The 20,610-nt window shown below is 70.5% G+C and carries 16 protein-coding genes and 1 pseudogene; 9 read left to right on the top strand and 8 right to left on the bottom strand.

Annotated features, from left to right (window positions below):
• Positions 1-197: 197 nt before the first annotated feature.
• Positions 198-1,052, bottom strand: coding sequence for an RpnC/YadD family protein (locus QLQ12_RS18205; RefSeq protein WP_282761371.1), 855 nt, complete (start codon positions 1,050-1,052; stop codon positions 198-200).
• A 116-nt stretch (positions 1,053-1,168) separates the two neighbouring features.
• The gene (locus QLQ12_RS18200) at positions 1,169-3,541 is read right to left on the bottom strand and encodes a helicase-associated domain-containing protein (protein ID WP_282761370.1); all 2,373 of its coding nucleotides are present in this window, start codon (positions 3,539-3,541) and stop codon (positions 1,169-1,171) included.
• A gap of 78 nt (positions 3,542-3,619) precedes the next feature.
• On the opposite strand from QLQ12_RS18200, the gene QLQ12_RS18195 reads away from it, so the two are divergent.
• Together QLQ12_RS18195 and QLQ12_RS18190 are read left to right on the top strand one after the other, a co-directional pair.
• A complete protein-coding gene (locus tag QLQ12_RS18195) occupies positions 3,620-3,820 on the top strand; it encodes a hypothetical protein (RefSeq protein WP_282761369.1) in 201 nt (66 codons plus the stop codon).
• A 328-nt stretch (positions 3,821-4,148) separates the two neighbouring features.
• Complete coding sequence (locus QLQ12_RS18190) at positions 4,149-4,535, top strand: cold-shock protein (protein ID WP_282761368.1); 387 nt, start codon at positions 4,149-4,151, stop codon at positions 4,533-4,535.
• Positions 4,536-4,576: 41 nt separating this feature from the next.
• Here the strand turns inward: QLQ12_RS18190 and QLQ12_RS18185 are convergent, their stop codons facing one another.
• A complete protein-coding gene (locus tag QLQ12_RS18185) occupies positions 4,577-5,386 on the bottom strand; it encodes a 1,4-dihydroxy-6-naphthoate synthase (protein ID WP_282761366.1) in 810 nt (269 codons plus the stop codon).
• Between the two features lie 171 nt (positions 5,387-5,557).
• Between QLQ12_RS18185 and QLQ12_RS18180 the strand changes: the two genes are divergently transcribed.
• Genes QLQ12_RS18180 through QLQ12_RS18170 form a run of 3 tightly spaced genes read left to right on the top strand, consistent with a single transcriptional unit; the run spans position 5,558 to position 10,127 of the window.
• On the top strand, positions 5,558-7,585 hold the full coding sequence (locus QLQ12_RS18180; protein WP_282761364.1) for an amidohydrolase family protein: 2,028 nt from the start codon (positions 5,558-5,560) through the stop codon (positions 7,583-7,585).
• A complete protein-coding gene (locus QLQ12_RS18175) occupies positions 7,582-8,763 on the top strand; it encodes an MFS transporter (RefSeq protein ID WP_282761363.1) in 1,182 nt (393 codons plus the stop codon). Before QLQ12_RS18180 ends, QLQ12_RS18175 begins: the two co-directional genes overlap by 4 nt.
• Positions 8,764-8,774: 11 nt before the next feature.
• Positions 8,775-10,127, top strand: coding sequence for a GH1 family beta-glucosidase (locus QLQ12_RS18170; protein ID WP_282761362.1), 1,353 nt, complete (start codon positions 8,775-8,777; stop codon positions 10,125-10,127).
• Here QLQ12_RS18170 and QLQ12_RS18165 read toward each other — a convergent pair.
• From QLQ12_RS18165 to QLQ12_RS18150, 4 genes and pseudogenes are all read right to left on the bottom strand, one after another.
• Entirely contained in the window at positions 10,112-10,723 is a 612-nt protein-coding gene (locus QLQ12_RS18165) for a TetR/AcrR family transcriptional regulator (RefSeq protein WP_282761361.1), read from the bottom strand. The genes QLQ12_RS18170 and QLQ12_RS18165 overlap by 16 nt on opposite strands.
• A 96-nt stretch (positions 10,724-10,819) precedes the next feature.
• Positions 10,820-12,013, bottom strand: a complete 1,194-nt coding sequence (locus QLQ12_RS18160) for an MFS transporter (protein WP_282761360.1) — start codon at positions 12,011-12,013, stop codon at positions 10,820-10,822.
• A gap of 732 nt (positions 12,014-12,745) precedes the next feature.
• Entirely contained in the window at positions 12,746-13,378 is a 633-nt protein-coding gene (locus QLQ12_RS18155) for a futalosine hydrolase (protein ID WP_282761359.1), read from the bottom strand.
• Positions 13,379-14,040: 662 nt separating this feature from the next.
• Positions 14,041-15,585, bottom strand: a pseudogene (locus tag QLQ12_RS18150) (MFS transporter); the annotation flags it as partial.
• A gap of 84 nt (positions 15,586-15,669) precedes the next feature.
• Between QLQ12_RS18150 and QLQ12_RS18145 the strand changes: the two are divergent.
• Complete coding sequence (locus QLQ12_RS18145; protein ID WP_282761537.1) at positions 15,670-16,509, top strand: DUF3027 domain-containing protein; 840 nt, start codon at positions 15,670-15,672, stop codon at positions 16,507-16,509.
• On the opposite strand, the gene QLQ12_RS18140 is transcribed toward QLQ12_RS18145, so the two are convergent.
• Positions 16,506-16,730 carry a DUF2530 domain-containing protein gene (locus QLQ12_RS18140; RefSeq protein WP_282761536.1) on the bottom strand — a complete coding sequence of 75 codons (225 nt, stop codon included), beginning with the start codon at positions 16,728-16,730 and terminating at the stop codon, positions 16,506-16,508. The genes QLQ12_RS18145 and QLQ12_RS18140 overlap by 4 nt on opposite strands.
• Before the next feature lie 233 nt (positions 16,731-16,963).
• On the opposite strand from QLQ12_RS18140, the gene QLQ12_RS18135 reads away from it, so the two are divergent.
• The 3 genes from QLQ12_RS18135 (at position 16,964) to QLQ12_RS18125 (ending at position 20,472) form a co-directional block, all read left to right on the top strand.
• A complete protein-coding gene (locus tag QLQ12_RS18135) occupies positions 16,964-18,415 on the top strand; it encodes an NCS2 family permease (protein WP_282761357.1) in 1,452 nt (483 codons plus the stop codon).
• 159 nt (positions 18,416-18,574) lie between these two features.
• On the top strand, positions 18,575-19,024 hold the full coding sequence (locus tag QLQ12_RS18130) for a MarR family winged helix-turn-helix transcriptional regulator (RefSeq protein WP_282761356.1): 450 nt from the start codon (positions 18,575-18,577) through the stop codon (positions 19,022-19,024).
• 77 nt (positions 19,025-19,101) lie between these two features.
• Positions 19,102-20,472, top strand: a complete 1,371-nt coding sequence (locus tag QLQ12_RS18125) for an MFS transporter (protein WP_282761354.1) — start codon at positions 19,102-19,104, stop codon at positions 20,470-20,472.
• The last annotated feature ends 138 nt before the right edge of the window (positions 20,473-20,610 follow it).

The following is a 20,610-nucleotide window of genomic DNA, read 5'->3' as shown; positions in this document are numbered from 1 at the left end:
GCCGTTTTCGCGTCGGTCTTTACGGGTGACTCTTCGCGTCGTCGGGGTGTGACACACGACACAGGCGCAGCGCGTCGGGAACGCGTTAACGAAGTCGCATGCAACTTCTTGTGGCTATCCAGCGTGTATGTAGGCGGTGAGGGCGTGGGTGGTGCCGGTGATCGGGGGTGCACCACCCACCGCCTGCCATCAGTCCGTTACTCGCCGAGGCTCGTGAGCTCGGTCAGATCGTCGAAAGCGGCCCGCTCAGCCGCGGTGTCGATGTCCTGCTCGATGAGTGCCGCGGCGATCGCGTCAGTTCGCCCCTCATCGACGCCTCGGTGCCGTAGAAGCCTGACGACATTGCTCCGGGTGCTGAAAAGTCGTCCCTCAGCACGGCCTTCGGCGAGGCCCTCAACGCGGCCTTCGTCGATGAGTTCCTGCGCGAACTCGGTGTCACGAATCATGTCAGCGGGCATGCCGGCCTCCCTCAGGACTCTCTCAATATCTTCGCGCTTCATCGTGATGGCGGCAAAAGTCAGTGTGGTCATGGTCAGATCTCGGACGAGGGACTCTGATTCGGCGGATGTCACGGCTCGCAGGATCTCCTCAAGTCGGGCGATCCGCTCAGCGTCGCTCCGTGCCGCAGCGAGTATGGCCCACGGTGCCGTTAGCGGGTCCGCGAGTGCTTCGGCTGGATCGACGTCCCGGGCGTAGTGCGTCTCGAAGGTGAAAACCAGGTCAGGTGATTCGTCGATCTGGCTCGGGCTCGTGCCTTTGCCGAGAACGATGACGTGTTGCTGAATCTCTTTGCCGGCGCAGGCAGGCTCGACCCGCAGCAGGCTGCGATAGATCAACATCCGGTCCGCCATCGCTGGATCGGCACGGTGCTGGAATTCCAGATGAACGACCCGGTCGCCGCCGGTCAGGACCAGGTCGGCGTTGCGTCGGTCCGCGTGGATCTCGGCGAGGTTGAGTTCGGTGGCGCCGGGACGGACCTGCTTCGGTACGGCGATACCGAACACCTTGCCGAACCGGGCCGGACTGGTGTTGACGATGCGTTTCGACGCCACGTCGAACTGGTTGGCAGTTGGTGTGATGGTGCTGCCCTCCCCATGAACGAGCTGGTGACTAGCTGCTTGGAGACTACTGTCACCAAGCAGCTAGTCACAAGTCAATGTTCGTGGGGCTAGTCCTCCGTCACGGCGGCGGTGATGCGGTGCAGGGCGAAGGTGTGCAGGCTCTCGCCACGCTCGTCCTCGGCCCGCAGGTAACCGGCGCTCAGCGAGACCGGCCGGACCAGCCGCGACAGCGTCGCGCCGTGTGAGTCGACATAACCCACCCAGACGCGGACCTTGTCGCGGACGGCCTGCTGGAGCACCGCCATGGCCTGGGTGTGCTGCTGCACCGCGGTGAGGCCGGGGACCGCCTGGCCCTGCGCGGCACGCACGGTGACGGGCGCACGCCGGGCGGCGCGGGTCGCGAGGTCACCGCGCCGCAGTTGTTCGACCACGCCGGCCAGCCGCGGGCCGGTCAGCACCGGGCCGGAGGGCTCGGCGATCCGCGGGGTCCGGGTCGGCGCTCGCCGCGCTTTCGGCCTGGTCAGGACCGTGGTGCCGCCGGCGTCCTCGGCGACCGGCGCATAGCCGGCCTCACGCAGCGCGCCCAGCAGGCGGGCCACCGGGCGCGGGCTCACCAGCACGGTCGGCGCGATTCTGCGCATGTCCAGCGTGCTGAGCCGCTTGTCCGCGACCACCTCGGCGAGCAGCGCCTCGTCGTCGCTGCGCAGGTAGGAGCCGGCCGACCCGCTGCGCAACCCGCCGTGCCGCCGGGCGGCGTCGTCGATCAGGTAGGTCAGGGTCTGCGGCACCGCTGTCCGCGACCGCCGCCGGAATAGTTCGTGCAGGTCAGCGGCCTGATAGCCGACGTCGAGCGCCCGCCGGATGCTGGCCGGGGTGACCCGGAAGACGCTCGCCCCGCCGGCTGACTCCGGCTCGGCCAGCACATCCAGTTCGCCGGCCAGCTCGGGTTCGGGCGGGCCGGGGACGACCACGCTCAGGTCGGCCTGCACCAGGATGTGGTCGACCGGCGCGGGCAGCAGCCGGTCCAGCGCCCGGACCGCGTCGGCGTGCGCATCCTCCGGGTGCACCCCCAGCGGGTCGCTGCCGTCCGCTTCGGGAGCGGTCGCCAGCAGGCGGGCGTACGACGTGAGCGCCCCCAGCCCGGTCACCCCGAGCAGGGCCGCCCCGGTGAGCGCGTCCCGGTGCACGTTCTCCCGGCCGCGGGCCCGCCGTGGCGCCTGCCAGGCCAGCAGGGTCAGCAGGTCGTCGACCGGCGGCGCCGAACCGGCGGTGAGGTCGGCGAGGGCGGTCAGGACCTCCCGGCGGGCCAGCGGGGCTCCGGCCCGTTCGGCGTCCGGGGCGAGGGCGTTGATCGGGCGGTCCCGCTCGTCGCGGCGGCCGACCAGGCCGGGCTGCCGGGTCATGGCGAGCCAGGCGCGGGCGAGGGTGGCCCAGCGGTGGGCGATGCCGGTGGCGCGCCACAGGTCGTACGCCACGGTGGGCAGGAAGACGTCCTGGGACGGGGACTGGCCGCTCTCCGACTCGCCGAGCAGGCCGGCCGCGTACGCCGTCTCGACGAGCAGTGCCGCGCCGGCCTCCTCGATGCCGGCGGCCTTGGCCAGGCGTTTCAGATCGCGGACGCCGAGGCCTCCGGTGCGCAGGACAGCGGCCGGCTCGGCGGCGAGGGACTCCAGGAGCGCCTCGGTGGCCCGGACCGCCTCCATGGTCTGGCCGGCCCCGGCCGAGTCGGCGGCTTTCGGGTCGCGGGCCGGGCCGTCCGGGATCGGCGGGAGGGGGCGCAGCATCCCGAGCGGGCCGGTGTCCCGGCGCAGCAGCATGCCCACTTCACGAGGTAGTTCGACCAGGTCACCGTCGGGATGGGGGGTCCGGCCGGTTTCCGAGACGGGCACCAGCACGTGCTGTTCGACCAGCCAGCGCACGGGTTCGGCGACGGATTCGCGGGTGAGCGCCCCGATCGGGGGACCGGCGGCGAGCCGGTCGAGGACCGCGCGGGCGCCCGGTGGGGCGGCCAGGACGGTGCGGCGCAGCCGGGCCCGGTCGGCGCAGAGCACCGCGGCGCGGGGGTCGAGGAAGTCGGCGGGCCGGCCGAGCCCTGCCGGGTAGGGGGAGGTGACCTCGTCGACGGCGCCGACGACCTGGAGTCCCTCGGGTGGGCCGTGCAGCAGGAACCGCACCCGGAGCCGGTCGACCGCGAGCCGGACGTCGTCCTCCGGCACGCCGGCGGCCAGTTCCAGGATGGCGTCGACCGAGGTCAGAGCCGTGTCGGCGGCCCGGCTGAGGCGGGCCGCGTCGAGGATGGCGAGGGTGAACTCGTCGAGGCCGTCCAGGCAGCGGGCGACCGAGTTCCGGGACTGCGCGCGAACGGCGAGGGCCGAGATGTCAGCGGGAACCGGGACGACGAGGTCGGGACGCAGCTGTATGAGCGCGCCCAGCGCCTCGTCGGGCAGCGACCGGAGTTGATCAGCGAATGTGGTGGCCATCGTCTTCAACGCTAACGTTCATGGGACGATGGTGGTGGGTCCGGGCGTGGCCGGACCTCGATCTGAGGAGGACCGAAAGTGGCGAAGGCCAAGACGGCTGGGACCTCGACGCCGGCGAACGAGCAGCCGGGGCTGCGCGGCGTGGACATGAAGGGGCACATGGAGGTCTCGGAGCTCCTCTCCGACCGTGCCGCGGCTCCGTCCCCGTTCGGTGACGACCAGACGTTCCCTCTTCCGGTGGAGAGCCTGAGTTACCGCGCCGCCAGCCGTCACCCGTGACGGCGCCGCCGCTGCCGTGTTCTTGCGGCCCTCGCCCGCGGCGTCGTCGATAGCCGCGGGCAGGCGCTGCCCCGCGCGGCCGATCATGACCGGTGCGGTCGGGCGCGCCCTGGAGATGATCTGATCGACTCGTGGGCGGGCAGCCGGGAGGCGTCCCGGGCGCTCGCTGCCGGGACCGGCGTGGCCGCCGACGGCGAGCCATCGTACGCGTTGCCGGATCTGACCGTGATTCCGGCATTACTCAGTGAGATTGCAGTTGGGTCCGGGCCGTCGGCTGGATAGCCTTGCCGTGAGCGGTTGTGTCCATTGAGTGAAGTTGAGGTCAGCGGTGCCCACGGGTCGAGTGAAGTGGTACGACGCAGCGAAGGGGTTCGGTTTCGTCACCAGTGACGAGGGCGGAGACGTTTTCCTTCCCAAGAGTGCGCTGCCGGCGGGGGTCACCGAACTGAAGACGAGCCAGCGGATCGAGTTCGGCGTCGTCGACAGTCGTAAGGGTGCGCAGGCGATGGGTGTGAAGTTGCTGGACGCCCCGCCATCCCTGGCCGAGCTCCGCCGCCGCCCAGCGGACGAGCTGGCCAGCATGATCGAGGACATGATCAAGGTGCTGGAGAGTTCGGTGCAGCCGTCCCTCCAGAGTGGCCGGTACCCCGACAAGAAGACCTCACTGAAGATCGCGCAGCTGGTGCACGCGGTGGCCCGCGAATTCGAGATCTGACTCTCAGTCGCGATCCAGCTTTCAAGATCGCGGTCCGGTTTTCACAGGAACGACGGAACAGCAGGCGTCAGACCCGCCGCCGCCGCACGCCCGAGCAGGGCATCGGCGGCGGCGAGGCCGTCTTTTCCCAGGTCAAGGGTGAATTCGTTGACATAGAGCTCGATGTGCTGTTTCACCACGGCCGGTTCCATCTCCTGCGCGTTGGCGAGGATGAAGTCCTGGCTCGCGGCCCGATCACGCCAGCCGTGGCGCAGCGACTCGCGGATCCACCCGGTCGCCTCGGCCGGGTCGACGGCGCCCCGCTTGGCCAGGATGGCGCCGAGCGGGATGGGCAGGCCGGTGTCGCGCTCCCACCACTCGCCGAGGTCGGCCAGGGCGGTCAGGCCAAACCTCTGATAGGTGAAGCGGGCTTCGTGGATCACCAGGCCGGCGTCGAACCGGCCCTCGGCGACGCCCGGCATGATCTGGTGGAACGGGACGACCTCGATGCGGGCCGGCTGCTGGTCGGCGGCCCAGAGGCGGAAGAGAAGGTAGGCCGTGGTGCGGTCGCCGGGCACGGCGACGGTGGCGCCGGTCAGGTCGGTGCGCCCGTTCGTCAGCACCAGCGGGCCGCAGCCCCGGCCGAGCGCGCCCCCGCAGGGCAGCAGCTCGTAGTCGCCGAGCAGCCAGGGCAGTGCCGCATAGCTCACCTTGACCAGGTCGAACGTGCCGTCGAGGGCGGCGGTGTTGGTGACGTCGACGTCGGCGAAGGTCAGGTCGACCGGCGGGGCGCCGGGGACGAGCCCGTGCACGAGCGCGTGAAACACGAAGGTGTCGTTGGGGCACGGGGAAACCGCCAGAGAGAGCGCCACGCTCTCACGCTAGCCCCGACGTGGGGGGAGTGGGCGCAGGCGAAGCTGTCTAGCCGCACACACCTCAGGTAGCGCCCGAGAAAAATATTCATGTCTTCCTCTGTTCACGGGGGTGTGATGGTTCTTACACTCCGCCTTGTTGGATCAAGTGATCGACCAAGGGGGTGCCCCGTGACACGTTCGCTGGTTGCGGGCGTCTTGGTGCTCGGCCTCGTCGGTGGGCTGCCCGCGCCCGCCCACGGAGCCGCGAGCTGGACGCCCGCCTACGACCTGGAGGGCGCTTGCGTCACCCTCCAGGCTTTCCACGGATCGACCTCACTCGGCTATGTCTGGAAGGACTCGGTCGGGTACGGCTTCAAGAGCTCGGCGGCGAGTGCCGAGCCGTTCCGCGTCGAGGCCACCCAGCTCGGGCGGTACATGCTGCGTGACGGTGACGGCGCGCCGCCGTACCAGACGGTGATGAACTGGGTCTGGGCCGGTGGTGACTACGGCGCCCGGGCCGACTGGACCGTCACCACCGACGGCAGCCGCCACAAGTTCGTGAACACCTCGACCGGTCAGCAGATGGGCTCCTACCTCGGCGGACTCGGCACCGGCGGCGCCACCTTCGCGCTCGCCCCGGCGACCGGCTGCGCCGCGATCCCGGACATCGCCACCGGCGTCAGCGGCACCCCGGCCCCCGGCGTCGACGCGAACGGCAAACTGGTCGGCTGGATCGACGCGCACGCGCACATCACCGCCGCCGAGGCGTTCGGCGGGGCACTGCACTGCGGGGACGCGTACGCCTCCGGCGGCGCCCCGGTGGCGCTGAAGGGCTGCGCCTCGCACGGCACCCTCGGCTGGGGAGCTCTGCTGGAGGCGATCATCGCCGGCACCGACCCGATCAACTCGGCCGAGGACGGCTGGCCCACCTTCGGCGACTGGCCGCAGTACGACACGCTGCTGCACGAGGCGTCGTACTTCCGCGGCGTGGAGCGTGCCTGGAAGTCCGGGCAGCGGGTGCTCAACGTGCTGCTCGTCGCCAACCGGGTGATCTGCGACCTCACGCCGGAGCACACCTCCTGCAACGAGATGGACCAGCTCCGGGCACAGTCCACCTACCTGAAGAAGATGCAGGACTATGTGGACGCCCGCAGCGGTGGTCCCGGCAAGGGCTGGTTCCGCCTGGCGAAGACCCCCGCGGAGGTACGCGGCATCGCCGCGCAGGGCAAACTCGCCGTCACCATCGGTGTGGAGAACTCCGAACTCTTCGGCTGCCGCGAGATCAAGGGCGCCCCGCAGTGCACCACCGCCGACATCGACGCCGGGCTCAACGAGCTGGAGAGCATGGGTGTCAGCGGCCTCTACCCGGTGCACAAGTTCGACAACGCGTTCGGCGGCACCCGCTTCGACTCCGGTGTCACCGGCGCCGCGATCAACCTCGGCAACCTGATCTCCACCGGCCACTGGTGGGAGGCGACCAGTTGCACCGGCCCGTCCGACAACGAGCAGCCCCTGGTCAGCGACGACTTCGCCAAACTGCTCCAACTGGGGGTCGGGCTGCCGGCCGGCGCGATCCTGCCGGTCTACCCGAGCGGGAAGATCTGCAACACGCGGGGACTGACCGAGCTGGGGTCGTACCTCGTCAAGAAGATGATCGAGCGCGGCATGATCATCCACATCGACCACATGGGAGTGAAGACCGCGACAGCGGTCCTCGACCTCGCTGAGCAGGCCGGATATCCCGGAGTCGCCTCGGTGCACACCTGGGCCGACCCGGCCCTGATCAACCGGACGCTCGGGCTCGGCGGCTTCCTCGCCAGCTACGCGTTCGCGGCTCACGACGACGGGCAGCACACGCCGACGTTCCTGGACGAGTGGCGCACCCACCGGGCGCTCCCCAACGGCTCGAAGATCACCGGGTACGGGGTCGGCACCGACGTGAACGGTCTGGGCCCGCAAGCCGCTCCCCGGCTGAACGCCGGATCCAGCCCGCTCACCTATCCGTTCACCGCCACCAACGGCACCACGGTCGCCAAGCAGGTCTACGGCACCCGCACCTTCGACCTCAACACCGACGGCGTCGCCCAGTACGGCCTCTACGCCGACTGGGTCACCGACCTGATCAATCAGGCCGGCGCCGACGGGCCGGCGCTCAGGAAGCAACTGCTCAGCGGCGCTGAGGCGTACACGGTGATGTGGGAAAGAGCTCGTGCGTGACCGTGCTCACTGAAGGGCGCGTACGCCGTGGCTGGATGACGGCGTACGCGCTCGCCATGATCGGCGTCGCCGCCGGCTGGTTCGGGCCGATCCAGATCCTGCTCCCCGAGCAGGCGGCCCGGCTGGCCGGCGACGACGGCAAGGAAGCGCTGCTCGCCCTGGTCACCGCCTGGGGCGCCGCGGCGTCGATGGTGGCCAACCCGCTGTGGGGCGCCCTCTCCGACCGGCTCGGCTCACGACGGCCGATCTTCGTGGCCGGCACCGTCGTCGGCGTCGCCGGCCTGCTGGTGCTGGCCGTCGCCGACACCACCGCCCTCATGGCGACCGGCTGGATCCTCGTCCAGGTCGGGCTGAACGGGCCGCTCGCCGCGCTCGCCGCCCTGATCGGCGACCGGGTGCCGGAGAACCAGCGCGGCACGGTCGGCGCCCTCTTCGGGGTGGCGCAGATCGTCGGCGTGATCCTCGGCACCGCGGTGGCGGTCGCGGTGGGATCGGGCGCCCCGGGATACATCGCGGTGGCGATCGCGGTGCCGGCCCTCGGCGCCGCGCTGCTGATCATGCACCGGGAACAGCCGATCACGGTCGCCGCCGTTTCCATCCGCGAGATCCGCTGGCCGGGTGGGCAGTTCGCCTGGGCGTGGATCATCCGGTTCCTGCTGAACCTGGTGAACGCGCTGGTCCTGGTCTACCTGCTCTACTTCCTGTCGGACCGGGTCGGCGTCCAGGACGCGGCCACCTGGGTGCTCGTCCTCACCGTGGTCAACGTGCTCTTCGCGGGCATCTGCGGCTTCGCCGGGGGAGTGCTGTCGGACCGCTGGGAACGGCGCCGGATCTTCGTCGCGGCCGGGGCGGTCATCCTCGCTCTCGGCACCGCACTGATGGCCCTGGTGCCGGTCATCCCCGTGGTGATCGTGGCATCAGTGCTGGTGGGAGTCGGGTGGGGCGCCTACATCGCGGTCGATATGGCCATCCTCACCCACGTCCTGCCGGACCCGGAGACCCGGGCCACCATGCTCGGCGTCGCCAACATCGCGGGCACCCTGCCACAGCTGCTGGCTCCGGTGCTGGCCGCGCCGATCGTCACCACGCTCGGCGGCTATCGCGTGCTTTACCTGCTCACAGCGGCCTTCGCACTGGTCGCGCTGGCACTGCTTCCGCGCCTGAAGGCGCTGAACTGAAAGGATCCACTTTGTACCCCCAGTTTCCACCCGGCTTCCGGTTCGGCATGTCGACCTCGGCGTACCAGATCGAGGGCGCGGCCGACGAGGGCGGCAAGGGCCCGAGCATCTGGGACACCTTCACCGCCCGGCCCGGAACCGTCCGGAACGGCCAGGACGGGCGGGTGGCGATCGACCACTACCACCGGTACGAGTCGGACATCGCGATGATCGCCGCGGCCGGGGTGCAGGACTACCGGTTCTCCTTCTCCTGGCCCCGCGTGCTCGGCGGTGACCTCGGCTTCTACGACCGGCTCGTGGACTCGATCGTCGCAGCCGGTCTGCGGCCGGTACCGACGCTCTATCACTGGGATCTGCCGCAGGAACTGGAGGACGCCGGCGGCTGGATGAACCGGGACACCGCGCACCGGCTCGCCGACTACACCAGCACGCTGGTGTCGCGCCTCGGCGACCGGGTCCGGGACTGGATCACCATGAACGAGATGAACGTGCACACCCTGTACGGATACGCGCTCGCCGACCACGCCCCGGCCCGCGGGCTCGGGCTCGGAGCGCTGCCCGCGGGACACCACCAGCTGCTGGCTCATGGGCTGGCGGTGCAGGTGTTGCGTACCCATGGGGCCGGGTCCGTCGGGGTGGCGAGCCAGCACTTCCCGGTGACGCCGGCGACCGACGACCCGGCGGACGTCGCGGCGGCGACCCTCTTCTCCGACCTCACCAACTGGACCTTCTCCGATCCGATCTTGCTCGGCGACTACCCGAGCGAGCTGATCCGGGCCGGCGTCGGCCTGGACGACGCCCAGCTGGACCGGGACCTGGAGCTGATCGGGGCGCGGCTCGACTTCTACGGGGTCAACTACTACGAGCCGACGATGATCGAAGCGCCCCGGGCGGGCAAGGACTACAGCGGTGTGCTCGAAGTGGACATCCCCTCGGACATGCCGTTCTCGCCGGTGCCGGTGAAGAGTGACGAGCGCACCGACTTCGGGTGGGCGATCGTGCCGTCCGGGCTCACCGAGATCCTGGTCACACTGCGGGACCGGTATCCCTCGCTGCCTCCGGTGATCATCACCGAGAACGGGGCGTCGTTCCACGACGCCGGACCCGGACCGGACGGCCGGATCCACGACGACCGGCGCGTCTCCTATCTGGACGCTCACCTGCGCGCCGTGGCCGACGCCATTGCCGCGGGCGTACGGGTGGACGGCTACTACGTCTGGTCGGCGATCGACAACTTCGAGTGGGCCGCCGGATTCGAGGAGCGTTTCGGCCTCATATATGTGGACTCATCCACTCTTGCGCGGACGCCGAAGGATTCCTACTACTGGTACAAGGACCTGATCGCCGCTCAGCCCCGAGACTGATTGACCCTGAGCTGATTCACGAACTGGTTGGCGAGGCGGGACAGCCGCTCGGCGCGTCCCTCCTCCGCCCAGCCGTCCACCAGGCTGAGCAGCGTGCTGCCCTCGACCAGGATGATGAAGTCGTCGATCACCGCCTCGTCGTCGACCCCACTACGCAGTTCCCTGAGGTCCCGCGCCTCCCGCAGACAGTTCCGCAGGTGAACCCGGATATCCCGATGCGAGTCACGACGGGACTCGGCCAGCCGCGGATGCGACAGGGCCGCCCCCGCGAAAGCCACGTTCACATGAGCGTCGGCGGCCCGCTCCTCGTCGATCGGCAGCACCGCCTCCAGGGCGGCTCGCAGACCGTCCAGCCCGAACAGGTCACCGCCGATCCGGAAGGCCCGCTCCACGATCCGGTCATAGACCGCCTTCTGCGCGGCGACCAGAATGTCGTCCTTGCCGCCCAGGAAATGGGCCAGCACGCTCAGTGAGCAGCCGGCCTCGTCAGCGATGGCCCGCGTGGTGGTGCCCTCGACGCCGCGGAAGCGGACCACACGCCAGGCGGCCGCCAGCAGCTCCGCCCGTCGCACGTCGTGGTCCACCAGCCTCGGCACGCGCTCAGCTTAGTCACCGCACACCCGGCCGACCGGCTCCGTGCCTAACGCCGAAGGGAGGAGCCCGCCGGCCCTCACCCGTCGCGAACGGAGGGATCAGACTGCGGGGCGCGGCACCGGTTCGTACGCCGCCAGGTGCCGCAGCCGCCGGGCCAGCGGCAGCGTCGCGATCACCGCGATCACCGGAATCAGGAAGGCCCACCGCAGCCCGACCGGCTCCGACAGCGCCCCCAACAGCACCGCTCCCAGGAGCGCGCCGCCGTAGTTGAAGAGGTTGACCTTGGCGATCACCTCGTCGCTGCTCTCCCTCGCGGCCTCACCGGCCGCGCTGAACGCCAGCGGCACCAGCACCCCGACCCCGATGCCCGCGATCGCGAAACCGGTGATCGCCGCTCCGATCGCCGGCAGCGCGACGACGAGCCCGCAGCCCACCCCGCACACCGCGAGCGCCCCGAGCGCGAGGATCAGGCGCCCGGCCCGTGGCATCACATGATCCGCGGCCAGGCGGCTCACCAGCACCGCGCCCTGATAGGCGGCGTAGCCCAGCGGCGCCACCGAGGCGGCCGCGGTCAGCGAGTCCTGAAGGTAGACCGAACTCCACGTGCTCACCGCCGAATCCACCAGGAACGCCGTGAAGACCAGCATGCCGCAGACCAGGACGACCGGGCGCACGCTGTGTCCCGTCTCCGCGTGCACCACACTGGATCGCTGGGTGCGTCCCGGTTCGAACGACCGCCACCCCACCAGGCCCACCAGCACCGCGAAGAGCGCCGCCACCGCGACCGCGACCGCCGCGCCCGCGCCGGTCTCGATCGACGCCGACATGAGCAGCGCGGCAGCGATCGCCGCGGCGGTGTAGGCGGCGAACAGGCGGCTCATCACACTGCGGCCCAGCCGCGCCTGCACCAGCACCCCCTGCATGCTGAGCGAGGCGTCGACCGCGCCGAGGCCGATCCCGTACCCGAGGAAGATCAAGGCGAAGACCGCGTTGGGTGACCAGAACGTGGTCCCGGCCAGCGCCGCCCCCACCACGAACAATCCCGAAGCGAGCGCATAACGGCTGCCCCAGCGCGCGGCGATCCGGTCGGCCAGCACCGATCCGCCGGCCGCCGCCACGACCACCAGCAGCAGGACCACCGAGACGAACGTGTCGTCGATGCCCTGGCGGTCCTTGAACGCGGGCAACGCGGTGACCACCGCCGCATATCCCAGACCCTGCGCGGCATACCCGGCCCCGATCAGCCGGGCTCGAGCGCCGGCCGGCATGCCGCCCCCGCTCACGTCGTTCATCGAAGCCTCGCTTTGGTTTCAGCGGCAGTGTTCCCGATCACAATCCCGTCAGCGCAGCATGCCGCCCACGATCGCCGACAGCAACAACCTTCATGTAAATGAATCCCGCGGCCTGATCGGATCCCCGCCGGGAAGTCTGTTCGACCGGACGAATCACCGCGAAGGGGCGTCACACCACAACCCCCGATGTCGTACGGCCACACCTCCCCAACCGCAACCACGCGCCCCGGCCTACAACGCGGCCATTCCCCACCCCAGACCGAAACGCGACGATCGGGCACGTCCCGGCACGCCGGCCGGAGGTGTCACGGGAGCCTATGACCACCCCCGCTGTGCGGTGTCCCCGGAAGCACCTCGGCAACGGTGTGGAAGCGACAGCCCCCGGCGTCCGTGGGCTTGTGGGGTGAGTTGATCAGCTGGCCGTGCGGAAGCGCTGCCTCACGTCCGCCTTGACCGCGGATTCGCCCGGCACTGACGGAGCGGCGTGCGGCGGCACATCGCGGACAAGTGCCACGCCTCGCTGAGAGGGCGATCGCCGTCCACTCCCCGCGATCTTGGTGCGGCGACCACCCGGAACGGTTGTCAGCTCCTCAAGGTCGCCGAATATGTGGGGTAGCCGTCGCGGTGCGAGCGGCCGCTGCTCGTACCGGGCGGCTGCTGCTCTTATAGGGAGACGTCGCCCGTCAGATAGGGAGGTGTCGCCTGTCAGGCCTTATAGGCGGAGTCGCTCCGTCAGGGGAGGGTGTTGAGGGCTGGGGTGGTGGACCGGAGGGCGGCGAAGGCGTCGGCGAGGCGCCAGGCGGCCCGGTCGCGGGGGCCGATCGGGTTGGAGATCGCCCGGAGCTCGACGAAGGGCACGCCCGCGCCGGTGGCGGCGACGGCTACGCCATAACCCTCCATCGCTTCGGCGACGGCGAGAGGGAAGCGGGCGGCGAGGCGGCCGGCCGTCTCTGCGGTTCCGGTGACCGTGGCGAGGGTGAGCACGTCTCCGGTGACCGCGTCGGGAAGCGCGGCGTGCAGAGCCTTGACCAGGCCGGGGTCGGCGTCGAGAACGCTGGCGCCGAAGCCCAGGTCCTCGATCGGCAGGAAGCCGTCCGGCGATTCGGCGCCCAGGTCGGCGGCGATGCTGCGGGTGGCGATGACGAGGCCGCCGACGTCGGCCCGGCCGGGGAAACCGCCGGCGATGCCGGCACTGATGACCGCGCGGTAGGCGCCGGTCGCGAGCAGGCGTGCGGTTCCGGCGGCTGCCGCTGCCGGGCCTACGCCCACGGCTTCGACGACGGTCCGCGCCGGGTCGAGGCCGGCCCGGAAGGCGTCGGCCTCGGGAGCCACCGCGGTCACCACCAAGAGGGGGTACGCGTTCACGAGTCCTCACCGTCCGTGGGATCGTCGTTTCCCGCTCCCGAGCTCGCGGACGACGGCCGATAGACGTGGTATCCCGGCGGCGCCAGCGGTGCCCCGCCGCCGTCCCGGTCTGCCGAGTCTCGGTCCGGCGAGTTTCGGCCCGGCAAGTCTCCGCCTAGGAAGTCTCCATCTGGGAAGTCTCCGCCGTCCCGGCCGCCTTTACCCCGGTCGTGGCCGCCCACCCGGCCCGGAGCCGCCCCGCGGCCGTCCGCCGGTCCCGCGCCCGAGCCACGCCGATGTGCCGTTTCCCCGACGGTTCCGCGACCGCTGCCGGTCAGGCCGGCTTCCGGTTCCAGCTCTTCCGCGGTGACCGTGTTCTTGCGCTTCCTCTGCCACCACCGCCGGTCGCCCGGCTCCGCGTCGAGTCGCTGGGTGTCGCCGTCCCTGGACGCGCCGTCGCCGGGAAGACGCCGCGAAGGCGATGGCGTGCCGCCCTGGCGCCCGGCGGCGGGATCGTGCCGGCTTCCCGCGCGGCCTGTCCCGCTTCGCGCTGGGGCGCCCCGCCCGCTGCGGGCCTTCTCCGGCGCGTCATCGAAGTAGTCCTCCTCCCAGGGGTCGCCCGTCCCGGACGAGTTCGCCGGGGAGGCGCCGGCCGGGGAGGCGCCCGCTCGGGAACCACGGCTTCCGTCCCGTCCGCCGGCCGGGGCCCCGCCGCCGGCGGGTGCGGCGGCCGGTCGGCGACGGCCACCGGGTTCGGGACCCGGCTGGGCCGTACCGGCGCTGGTCTGGTCGTCGCTGGGAGGAGCGTCGCCGGGAAAAGCGGCGTCGGGAGGAGCGTTGCCGGGAGAAGCGTCTCCGGGAGGAGCGGCGTCGGGCCGTCCCGCCAGCCGTTCGTTGTGCATGCGGGCCGCAGCCCAGCCGGCCCGCCCGGCCGCGAGGACCGCCAGCAGCGCGGCGAAGGCGAGGCCGAGCCGGCCGTCGAACGGAATGAGGCCGAGGCCGCCGCCGGTCACCCAGGCCAGCATGAGGGCTGTTTCGGAGTGGGCGAACGCGGTGGCCCGCTGCTGTTCGGGAACCCGTTCCTGGATGCTGGCGTCGACCGCGAGTTTGGCGATGCCGCTGAAGACGGCGGTGAGCAGCGCCAGGAGGGTGACCATCGCGAGGTTGTAGAAGATCGTGGTGAGCACGGCGACGCCCGCGGTCACGACGAGGCCGCTGGACTGCAACGCGAGCGGGCGCCGGATGCGCAGACCGGTGCCGGCGGCGGTGGACAGGAAGGTGCCGAGAGCGAGGGCTCCGCCGACGAGGCCGACGGCGGTGTTGCGGCCGAGTTCGGCGCCGAGGACCGAGGTGGTCAGCTGGCCGCCCATGATCGCGAAGGTGAGGAAGAGCAGCAGGAAGCCGTAGAGCAGGCGCAGGCTGCTGCTGCCGATCAGGGTCGCGACGATCAGGCGGCCGGAGAGTGGGCGCTCCGGGCCGCGGCCGATGCCGAGGACGGTGAGCCAGGCTCGGGGCATCGCCTCGGGCGGGTCGGAGTCGGCGCGCGGTGGCAGGCGGAGCGCGACGACCACGCCGATCATGAAGATGATGGTGGCGACGCGCAGTGGCCACTGTGGCCCGAACTTGAAGGCGAGCAGGCCGATCGGCGCCACCAGAATGCCGGCGAAGGTGCCGTAGACGCTGGCCCGGGCGCCCACCTGGGACAGTCCGAGGCCTTCGGGCAGCAGGCGGGGCACGGCGGCGGAGCGGGCCACCCCGTACGCCCGGGAGAGGGCCAGCACGCCGAACGCCGCCGGGTAGAGACCCCAGCCGAGCAGGTTGTCGGACATGACGTAGGCCAGGAACGCCCGGCCGAGGAAGGTGGTGGCCAGCGCGTAGCGCCGGCCGTGCCGGAAGTGGTCGAGCAGCGGGCCGACCACCGGCGCCAGCAGGGCGAACGGCACCATCGTGATGAGCAGGTAGAGCGCGACCTTGCTGCGGGCCTCGCCGAGGGGAACGCTGAAGATGGTTCCGGCGAGCCCGATGGCGATGAGCGCGTCGCCGGCGCACGAGACGGCGTGCAGGTCGAAGAGCCGGATCATGCCGATCTCGTTGGCGGCGCCGCGGGCGCGGGCGGTGCCGACCCGGCGGGTGGCCCAGGCTCCGCCGCGCACGGATCCGCGCACCAGGAGCCGGCCGGCTTTGATGCCGGTGCCGACGATGCGGCCGAGCGCGGAGAACTGCGGCATGGGAACCATCCTGACTGATGTAGGCGACCCGCGTCCTGTTCCACGCCCGGCTATCTGGGGAGTCGTTGCGGGCCGGCGGGTGTGATAGGCAACAATGGGCGGGTGACCTCCAGGACTGCTTCCCGTACCGCCCGACTCGACCAGGTCTGTGCCGATGCGGTGGGGGTGGCCCGCGGTGCCATCACCGAAGTGGACCCGAGTGACATCGGCGACCACCTCGAAGCGGTCGCCGAGGGCGACCGCCTCGTGACCCATTTCTTCGAGAGTCATCTCGACGGATACCGCGGCTGGCGGTGGGCGGTCACGGTGACGCGTGTTCCGCGCAGCCGGCACGTCACGGTCTGCGAGACGGTTCTGCTGCCCGGTCCCGACGCTCTGCTCGCCCCCGGCTGGGTGCCGTGGAACGAGCGGGTGCAGCCCGGCGACCTGGGTGTCGGCGACCTCATGCCGACCGCGCCCGACGACGACCGGCTCGCCCCGGGCTATGTGCTCAGCGACGACGCCGCGGTCGAGGAGGTCTCCTGGGAGCTCGGCCTGGGCCGGTCCCGGGTGATGTCCCAGGAGGGCCGGATGGAGACGGCCCAGCGGTGGTACGACGGCGACGCCGGCCCCGAGGCCCCGATCGCCACCGCCGCCCCGCGTAACGCCCGGTGCGGCACCTGCGGCTTCTACCTGCCGCTCGCCGGTTCGATGCGGCGGATGTTCGGGGTGTGCGGCAACCTTTACGCCCCCGACGACGGCCGCGCGGTCAGCGCCGACCACGGTTGCGGCGCCCACTCCGAGGCCCTGCTCAGCGCGACGGAGCAGCCGGTCGACGAACTGCCCACGGTGTACGACGACAGTGAGGTCGAGTCCGTCGCGGTGAGCCGTGGCCACGGTTCGGTGGAGTCAGGCGACCCGGCCGAGGATTACGGCCACAGCTAAGCGTGGGGGACCGGTTTGGTCTCGACGCGGAACTCCGGGTGCGTCAGCGCCCGGCGGCGTTTGCGCTGCCGGTCGTGCACCACCATGGTCAGTGTGCCGGGAACACCCCACACCAGCCCGGCGACACTGATCTCGAGCCAGGCCTGTGGCGCCTGGAAAAGCCAGGTGATCAGTGATGCGATGGCGAAGGCGGCGACACCGGCGAGCGCGAACGGGACCATGGGTGGATCCAGTGGCTCGGGCCTCGGTTTCGTCCCGATCACCACGGCGAGGGCCGGCAGCGGGTCGCCGGTTTTCGTGGCGGGAGACAGGTCACTCACTCCGTCAGGGTAAGGCCACTACGCACCGCATCGGCGCAGCGCGTGAGAGTTGTAACATCACTTCCCTTTTACCGGAGTAGTTGCATCTGAAAGCATGCGCGCGTTCACTCCTGCGCCATCTTTCGGAAGGTCCCATGTCTGCTGATACCGAGCCGGCCGCGGGCACGGCCAAAAACGGCTTCGACCGGTTCTTCGAGATAACCAAGCGTGGCTCGACGCTGAGCCGCGAGGTACGTGGTGGTGTCGTCACGTTCTTCACGATGGCCTACATCGTGGTCCTGAACCCTCTGATCCTGGCTGGCGGCGCCGACGCCAACGGCGCCAAGCTGCCGATCACCGCTCTGGCGGCCGGCACCGCGCTGGTCGCGGGCCTGATGACGATCCTGATGGGTGTGGTGGCCCGCTTCCCGCTGGCGCTGGCCGCCGGGCTCGGCGTGAACGCGCTGGTCGCCTATGAGATCGCGCCGGAGATGACCTGGGCCGACGCGATGGGCCTGGTCGTGATCGAGGGTGTGCTGATCGCGATCCTGGTGCTGACCGGACTGCGGACCGCCGTGTTCAAGGCGGTGCCGACCCAGCTCAAGACCGCGATCGGGGTGGGCATCGGCCTCTTCCTGATGATCATCGGTCTGGTCGACGCCGGTTTCGTGCACCGCGTCCCGGACGCCGCCAACACCACCGTCCCGGTCGAGCTGGGCCTGGGCGGCAAGCTGATGACCTGGCCGACGCTGGTCTTCGTGATCGGTCTGCTGTTCACGCTGATCCTCTTCGTCCGCAAGATCAAGGGTGCGATCCTGATCGGCATCCTGGGCACCACGGTGCTGGCGATCATCGTGGAGGCGGTGGCGAAGCTCGGCCCGGCCGTCGTGAAGCCCGGTGGCTGGTCGCTCACCGTGCCGGCGCTGCCCGACCAGATCATCGACACTCCGGACCTGTCGCTGCTCGGCCAGTTCAACGTGCTCGACTCGTGGTCGACGGCCGGTCCGCTGGTCGTGCTGATGTTCATCTTCACGCTGCTGGTGACGGACTTCTTCGACACCATGGGCACGATGGTCGCGGTCGGACAGGAGGGCGAGCTGCTCGACGCCGAGGGCATGCCGCCGCGTACGAAGGAGATCCTGCTCGTCGACTCGGTCGCCGCGGCGGCCGGTGGCGCGGCCAGCGTGTCGAGCAACACCTCGTACGTGGAGAGTGCCTCCGGTGTGGGCGAGGGTGCCCGGACCGGTGTGGCCAGCCTGGTCACCGGCGTGCTGTTCCTGGTGGCGATGTTCTTCGCGCCGCTGGTCAAGGTGGTGCCGTTCGAGGCGGCGTCGACCGCGCTGGTGGTGGTCGGCTTCCTGATGATCACCACGGTGCGCCTGATCGACTGGTCGGACTACACGATCGCGGTGCCGGCCTTCCTGACCGTCACGCTGATGCCGTTCACGTACTCGATCTCCAACGGCATCGGGGCCGGGATCATCTCGTACGTCGTGCTGAAGCTGGCCACCGACCGGGCGCGGGAGATTCACCCGCTGATGTACGGCATCGCCGCCCTGTTCGTTCTCTACTTCGCCCGGGGCCCGCTGGAGTCCTGGATCCTCTGACCCGCTCCCGGCCGGCGCTCAGCGCTGTTTCAGCATGTTTGACGCAGCGCTGGGGGCTGGCCGGTTTTGCGGTGTGGCTGGTGCGCTAGCGTGCCCGGTGACAGCGGTCATACGGTCGAACAATGTCGTTAGCCATGCTCATTAGCTAGGCTAAGTATCGTGACGGAGCGGGTGATGACGGCGGAGCGCACGACAGCGGACACGCTGGCCAAGACGCTGCGGGACGCGATCATCCGGTTCAGCCGGCGAGCCCGGCAGGCCCGCCCGGTCGGTGACCTGACGTTCAGTCAGCTCTCCGCGCTGACCAGCCTCCAACTGGCCGGCGCGCTGACTCCGCGTGAGCTCGCCGACATGGAACGGGTCCAGCCCCCCACGATGACCAAGATCGTGGGAAAGCTGGAGGAGCGCGGGCTGGTGGCGCGCACGCCTCATCCCACCGACGGGCGCCAGGTGATCCTGGCCGCCACCGACGAGGGCCGGGCGATCTACGCGCTGCACGAGCGAGCCCGCAACGAGTGGCTGGCCGTTCAACTGGACCGGCTCACCCCTGAGGAACGGGAAACCCTGGCGCGCGCTGCGGAGATCTTGCAGCGGGTGGCCCGCGGCTGAGAACGGGTACCACCCCGGTCGTTCCGCTTCGTCACACGACGATGACGCGTACGACCTAACAAGGGGGCGCATACCGCGTGCGGGCTGGCTGGGGCACGACCTTCCGATCTCTGCAGGTTCCGAACTACCGGCTGTTCACCGCTGGGCAACTGGTGAAGCTGGTGGGCGTGTGGATGATGTTCACCGCCCAGGACTGGCTGGTGCTCGAGCTCTCCGACAATTCGCCCGGCGCGCTGGGCATGGTCACGGCGCTGCAATTCGTACCGGTGATGCTCCTGACCCTCTGGAGCGGACGCCTCGCCGACCGCTATGACAAGCGCACGCTGCTCATCGCGGCGAATGCCGCCTTCGCGGTCTTCGCCATCGTCTTCGCCGTTCTGGTGGCGGCCGGGGTGGTCGAGCTGTGGCACGTCTTCGTCGCCGCCCTGTTCCTCGGCATCGCGAACGCGGTCGAGACGCCGGTCCGGCAGTCGTTCGTCTCCGAACTGGTCGAGTTGCGCCTGCTCCCGAACGCTCTGGCGCTGTCCGCGGCCACTTTCAACGTGGCCCGGATCAGCGGCCCGGCCCTGGCCGGGGTGCTTCTCGCGCTGCTCAACACGCCCGCGGTGTTCCTGATCTCGACCGCGCTGGCGATCGCCCCGGTCCTCACCTACATCCGGATGCGCCCCGCCGAGTTGCACCGCACCGAGCGCGGCGACCGCGGTGACGCTCGGGTGATCGACGGCCTGCGCTACGTCGGCAAGCGGCACGACCTGCTGCTGCCGATCAGCTTGATGGCGGTCGTCGGCATGATCGGCTTCAACTTCCCGGTCACTCTGGCCGCCCTGGCCAAGATCGATTTCAATGCCGGCCCCTCCACGTTCGGCCTGCTCACCACATGTCTGGCGATCGGCTCGCTGGGTGGGGCGATGGCGGGCACCCGGCGCCGAGCCCGTCCCGGCGTCTACCTGGTGATCGGCGCGGCGCTGCTCTTCGGGATCTTCGAGTTCGCGGTCGGGTTCGCGCCGAACTTCGCGGTCGCCGGCCTGCTCCTGGTGCCGACCGGGTTTTTCTCGATCTACCTGGCCCAGGGCGCCAACCACCGGGTGCAGATGGGCGTCGACCCGGCGTACCGGGGCCGGGTCATGGCGCTCTACGTGCTGGTGTTCCTCGGGACGACGCCGATCGGGGCGTCGCTGTCCGGCTGGTGGGGCGAACACTTCGGGGTGCCGTCGAGCATCTGGGCGGCCGGGCTGATCAGCTTCGCGGCCGCGGTGGGCGCGCTGATCTGGCAGCTACGGGCCAGCGGCGACCGGATCCGGGTCGAGATGCGCCCGCGCCCGCGTGTGCGCCTGGTCAGCCCGGAGCGTCCCGCGGAACAGCTGCCGGCGCAGGCTCCGCTGGTCATGCAGAGGACCCGGGCGCACGCCGAGCCCCTTGTCAGATCCAGCTCCGGGGTCGGGGTCTGACCGCGGCGGAGGTGTCAGGCCGGATTCCACCTCAAGACGTCGGCTTCGCGGAGGGGGTGGGGGATCTGAGCCCGGAGAAAACCGGACTCCCCGCTCAGCACCGGTCCATCAGCCGTGATGTTGGCACGGAGGGCTCCA

The organism is Actinoplanes sandaracinus, from assembly GCF_030009775.1.
GTDB lineage: Bacteria > Actinomycetota > Actinomycetes > Mycobacteriales > Micromonosporaceae > Actinoplanes > Actinoplanes sandaracinus.
Note: the sequence above shows the minus strand (reverse complement) of the source record. Positions and strands in the feature narration are given on the sequence as shown.

Excerpts from the sequence above, each read along its gene's own strand:
- QLQ12_RS18200 (WP_282761370.1), bottom strand. The coding sequence starts at position 3,541 with ATGGCCACCACATTCGCTGATCAACTCCGGTCGCTGCCCGACGAGGCG.
- QLQ12_RS18160 (WP_282761360.1), bottom strand. The coding sequence starts at position 12,013 with ATGAACGACGTGAGCGGGGGCGGCATGCCGGCCGGCGCTCGAGCCCGG.
- QLQ12_RS18140 (WP_282761536.1), bottom strand. The coding sequence starts at position 16,730 with ATGGTCCCGTTCGCGCTCGCCGGTGTCGCCGCCTTCGCCATCGCATCA.
- QLQ12_RS18135 (WP_282761357.1), top strand. The coding sequence starts at position 16,964 with ATGTCTGCTGATACCGAGCCGGCCGCGGGCACGGCCAAAAACGGCTTC.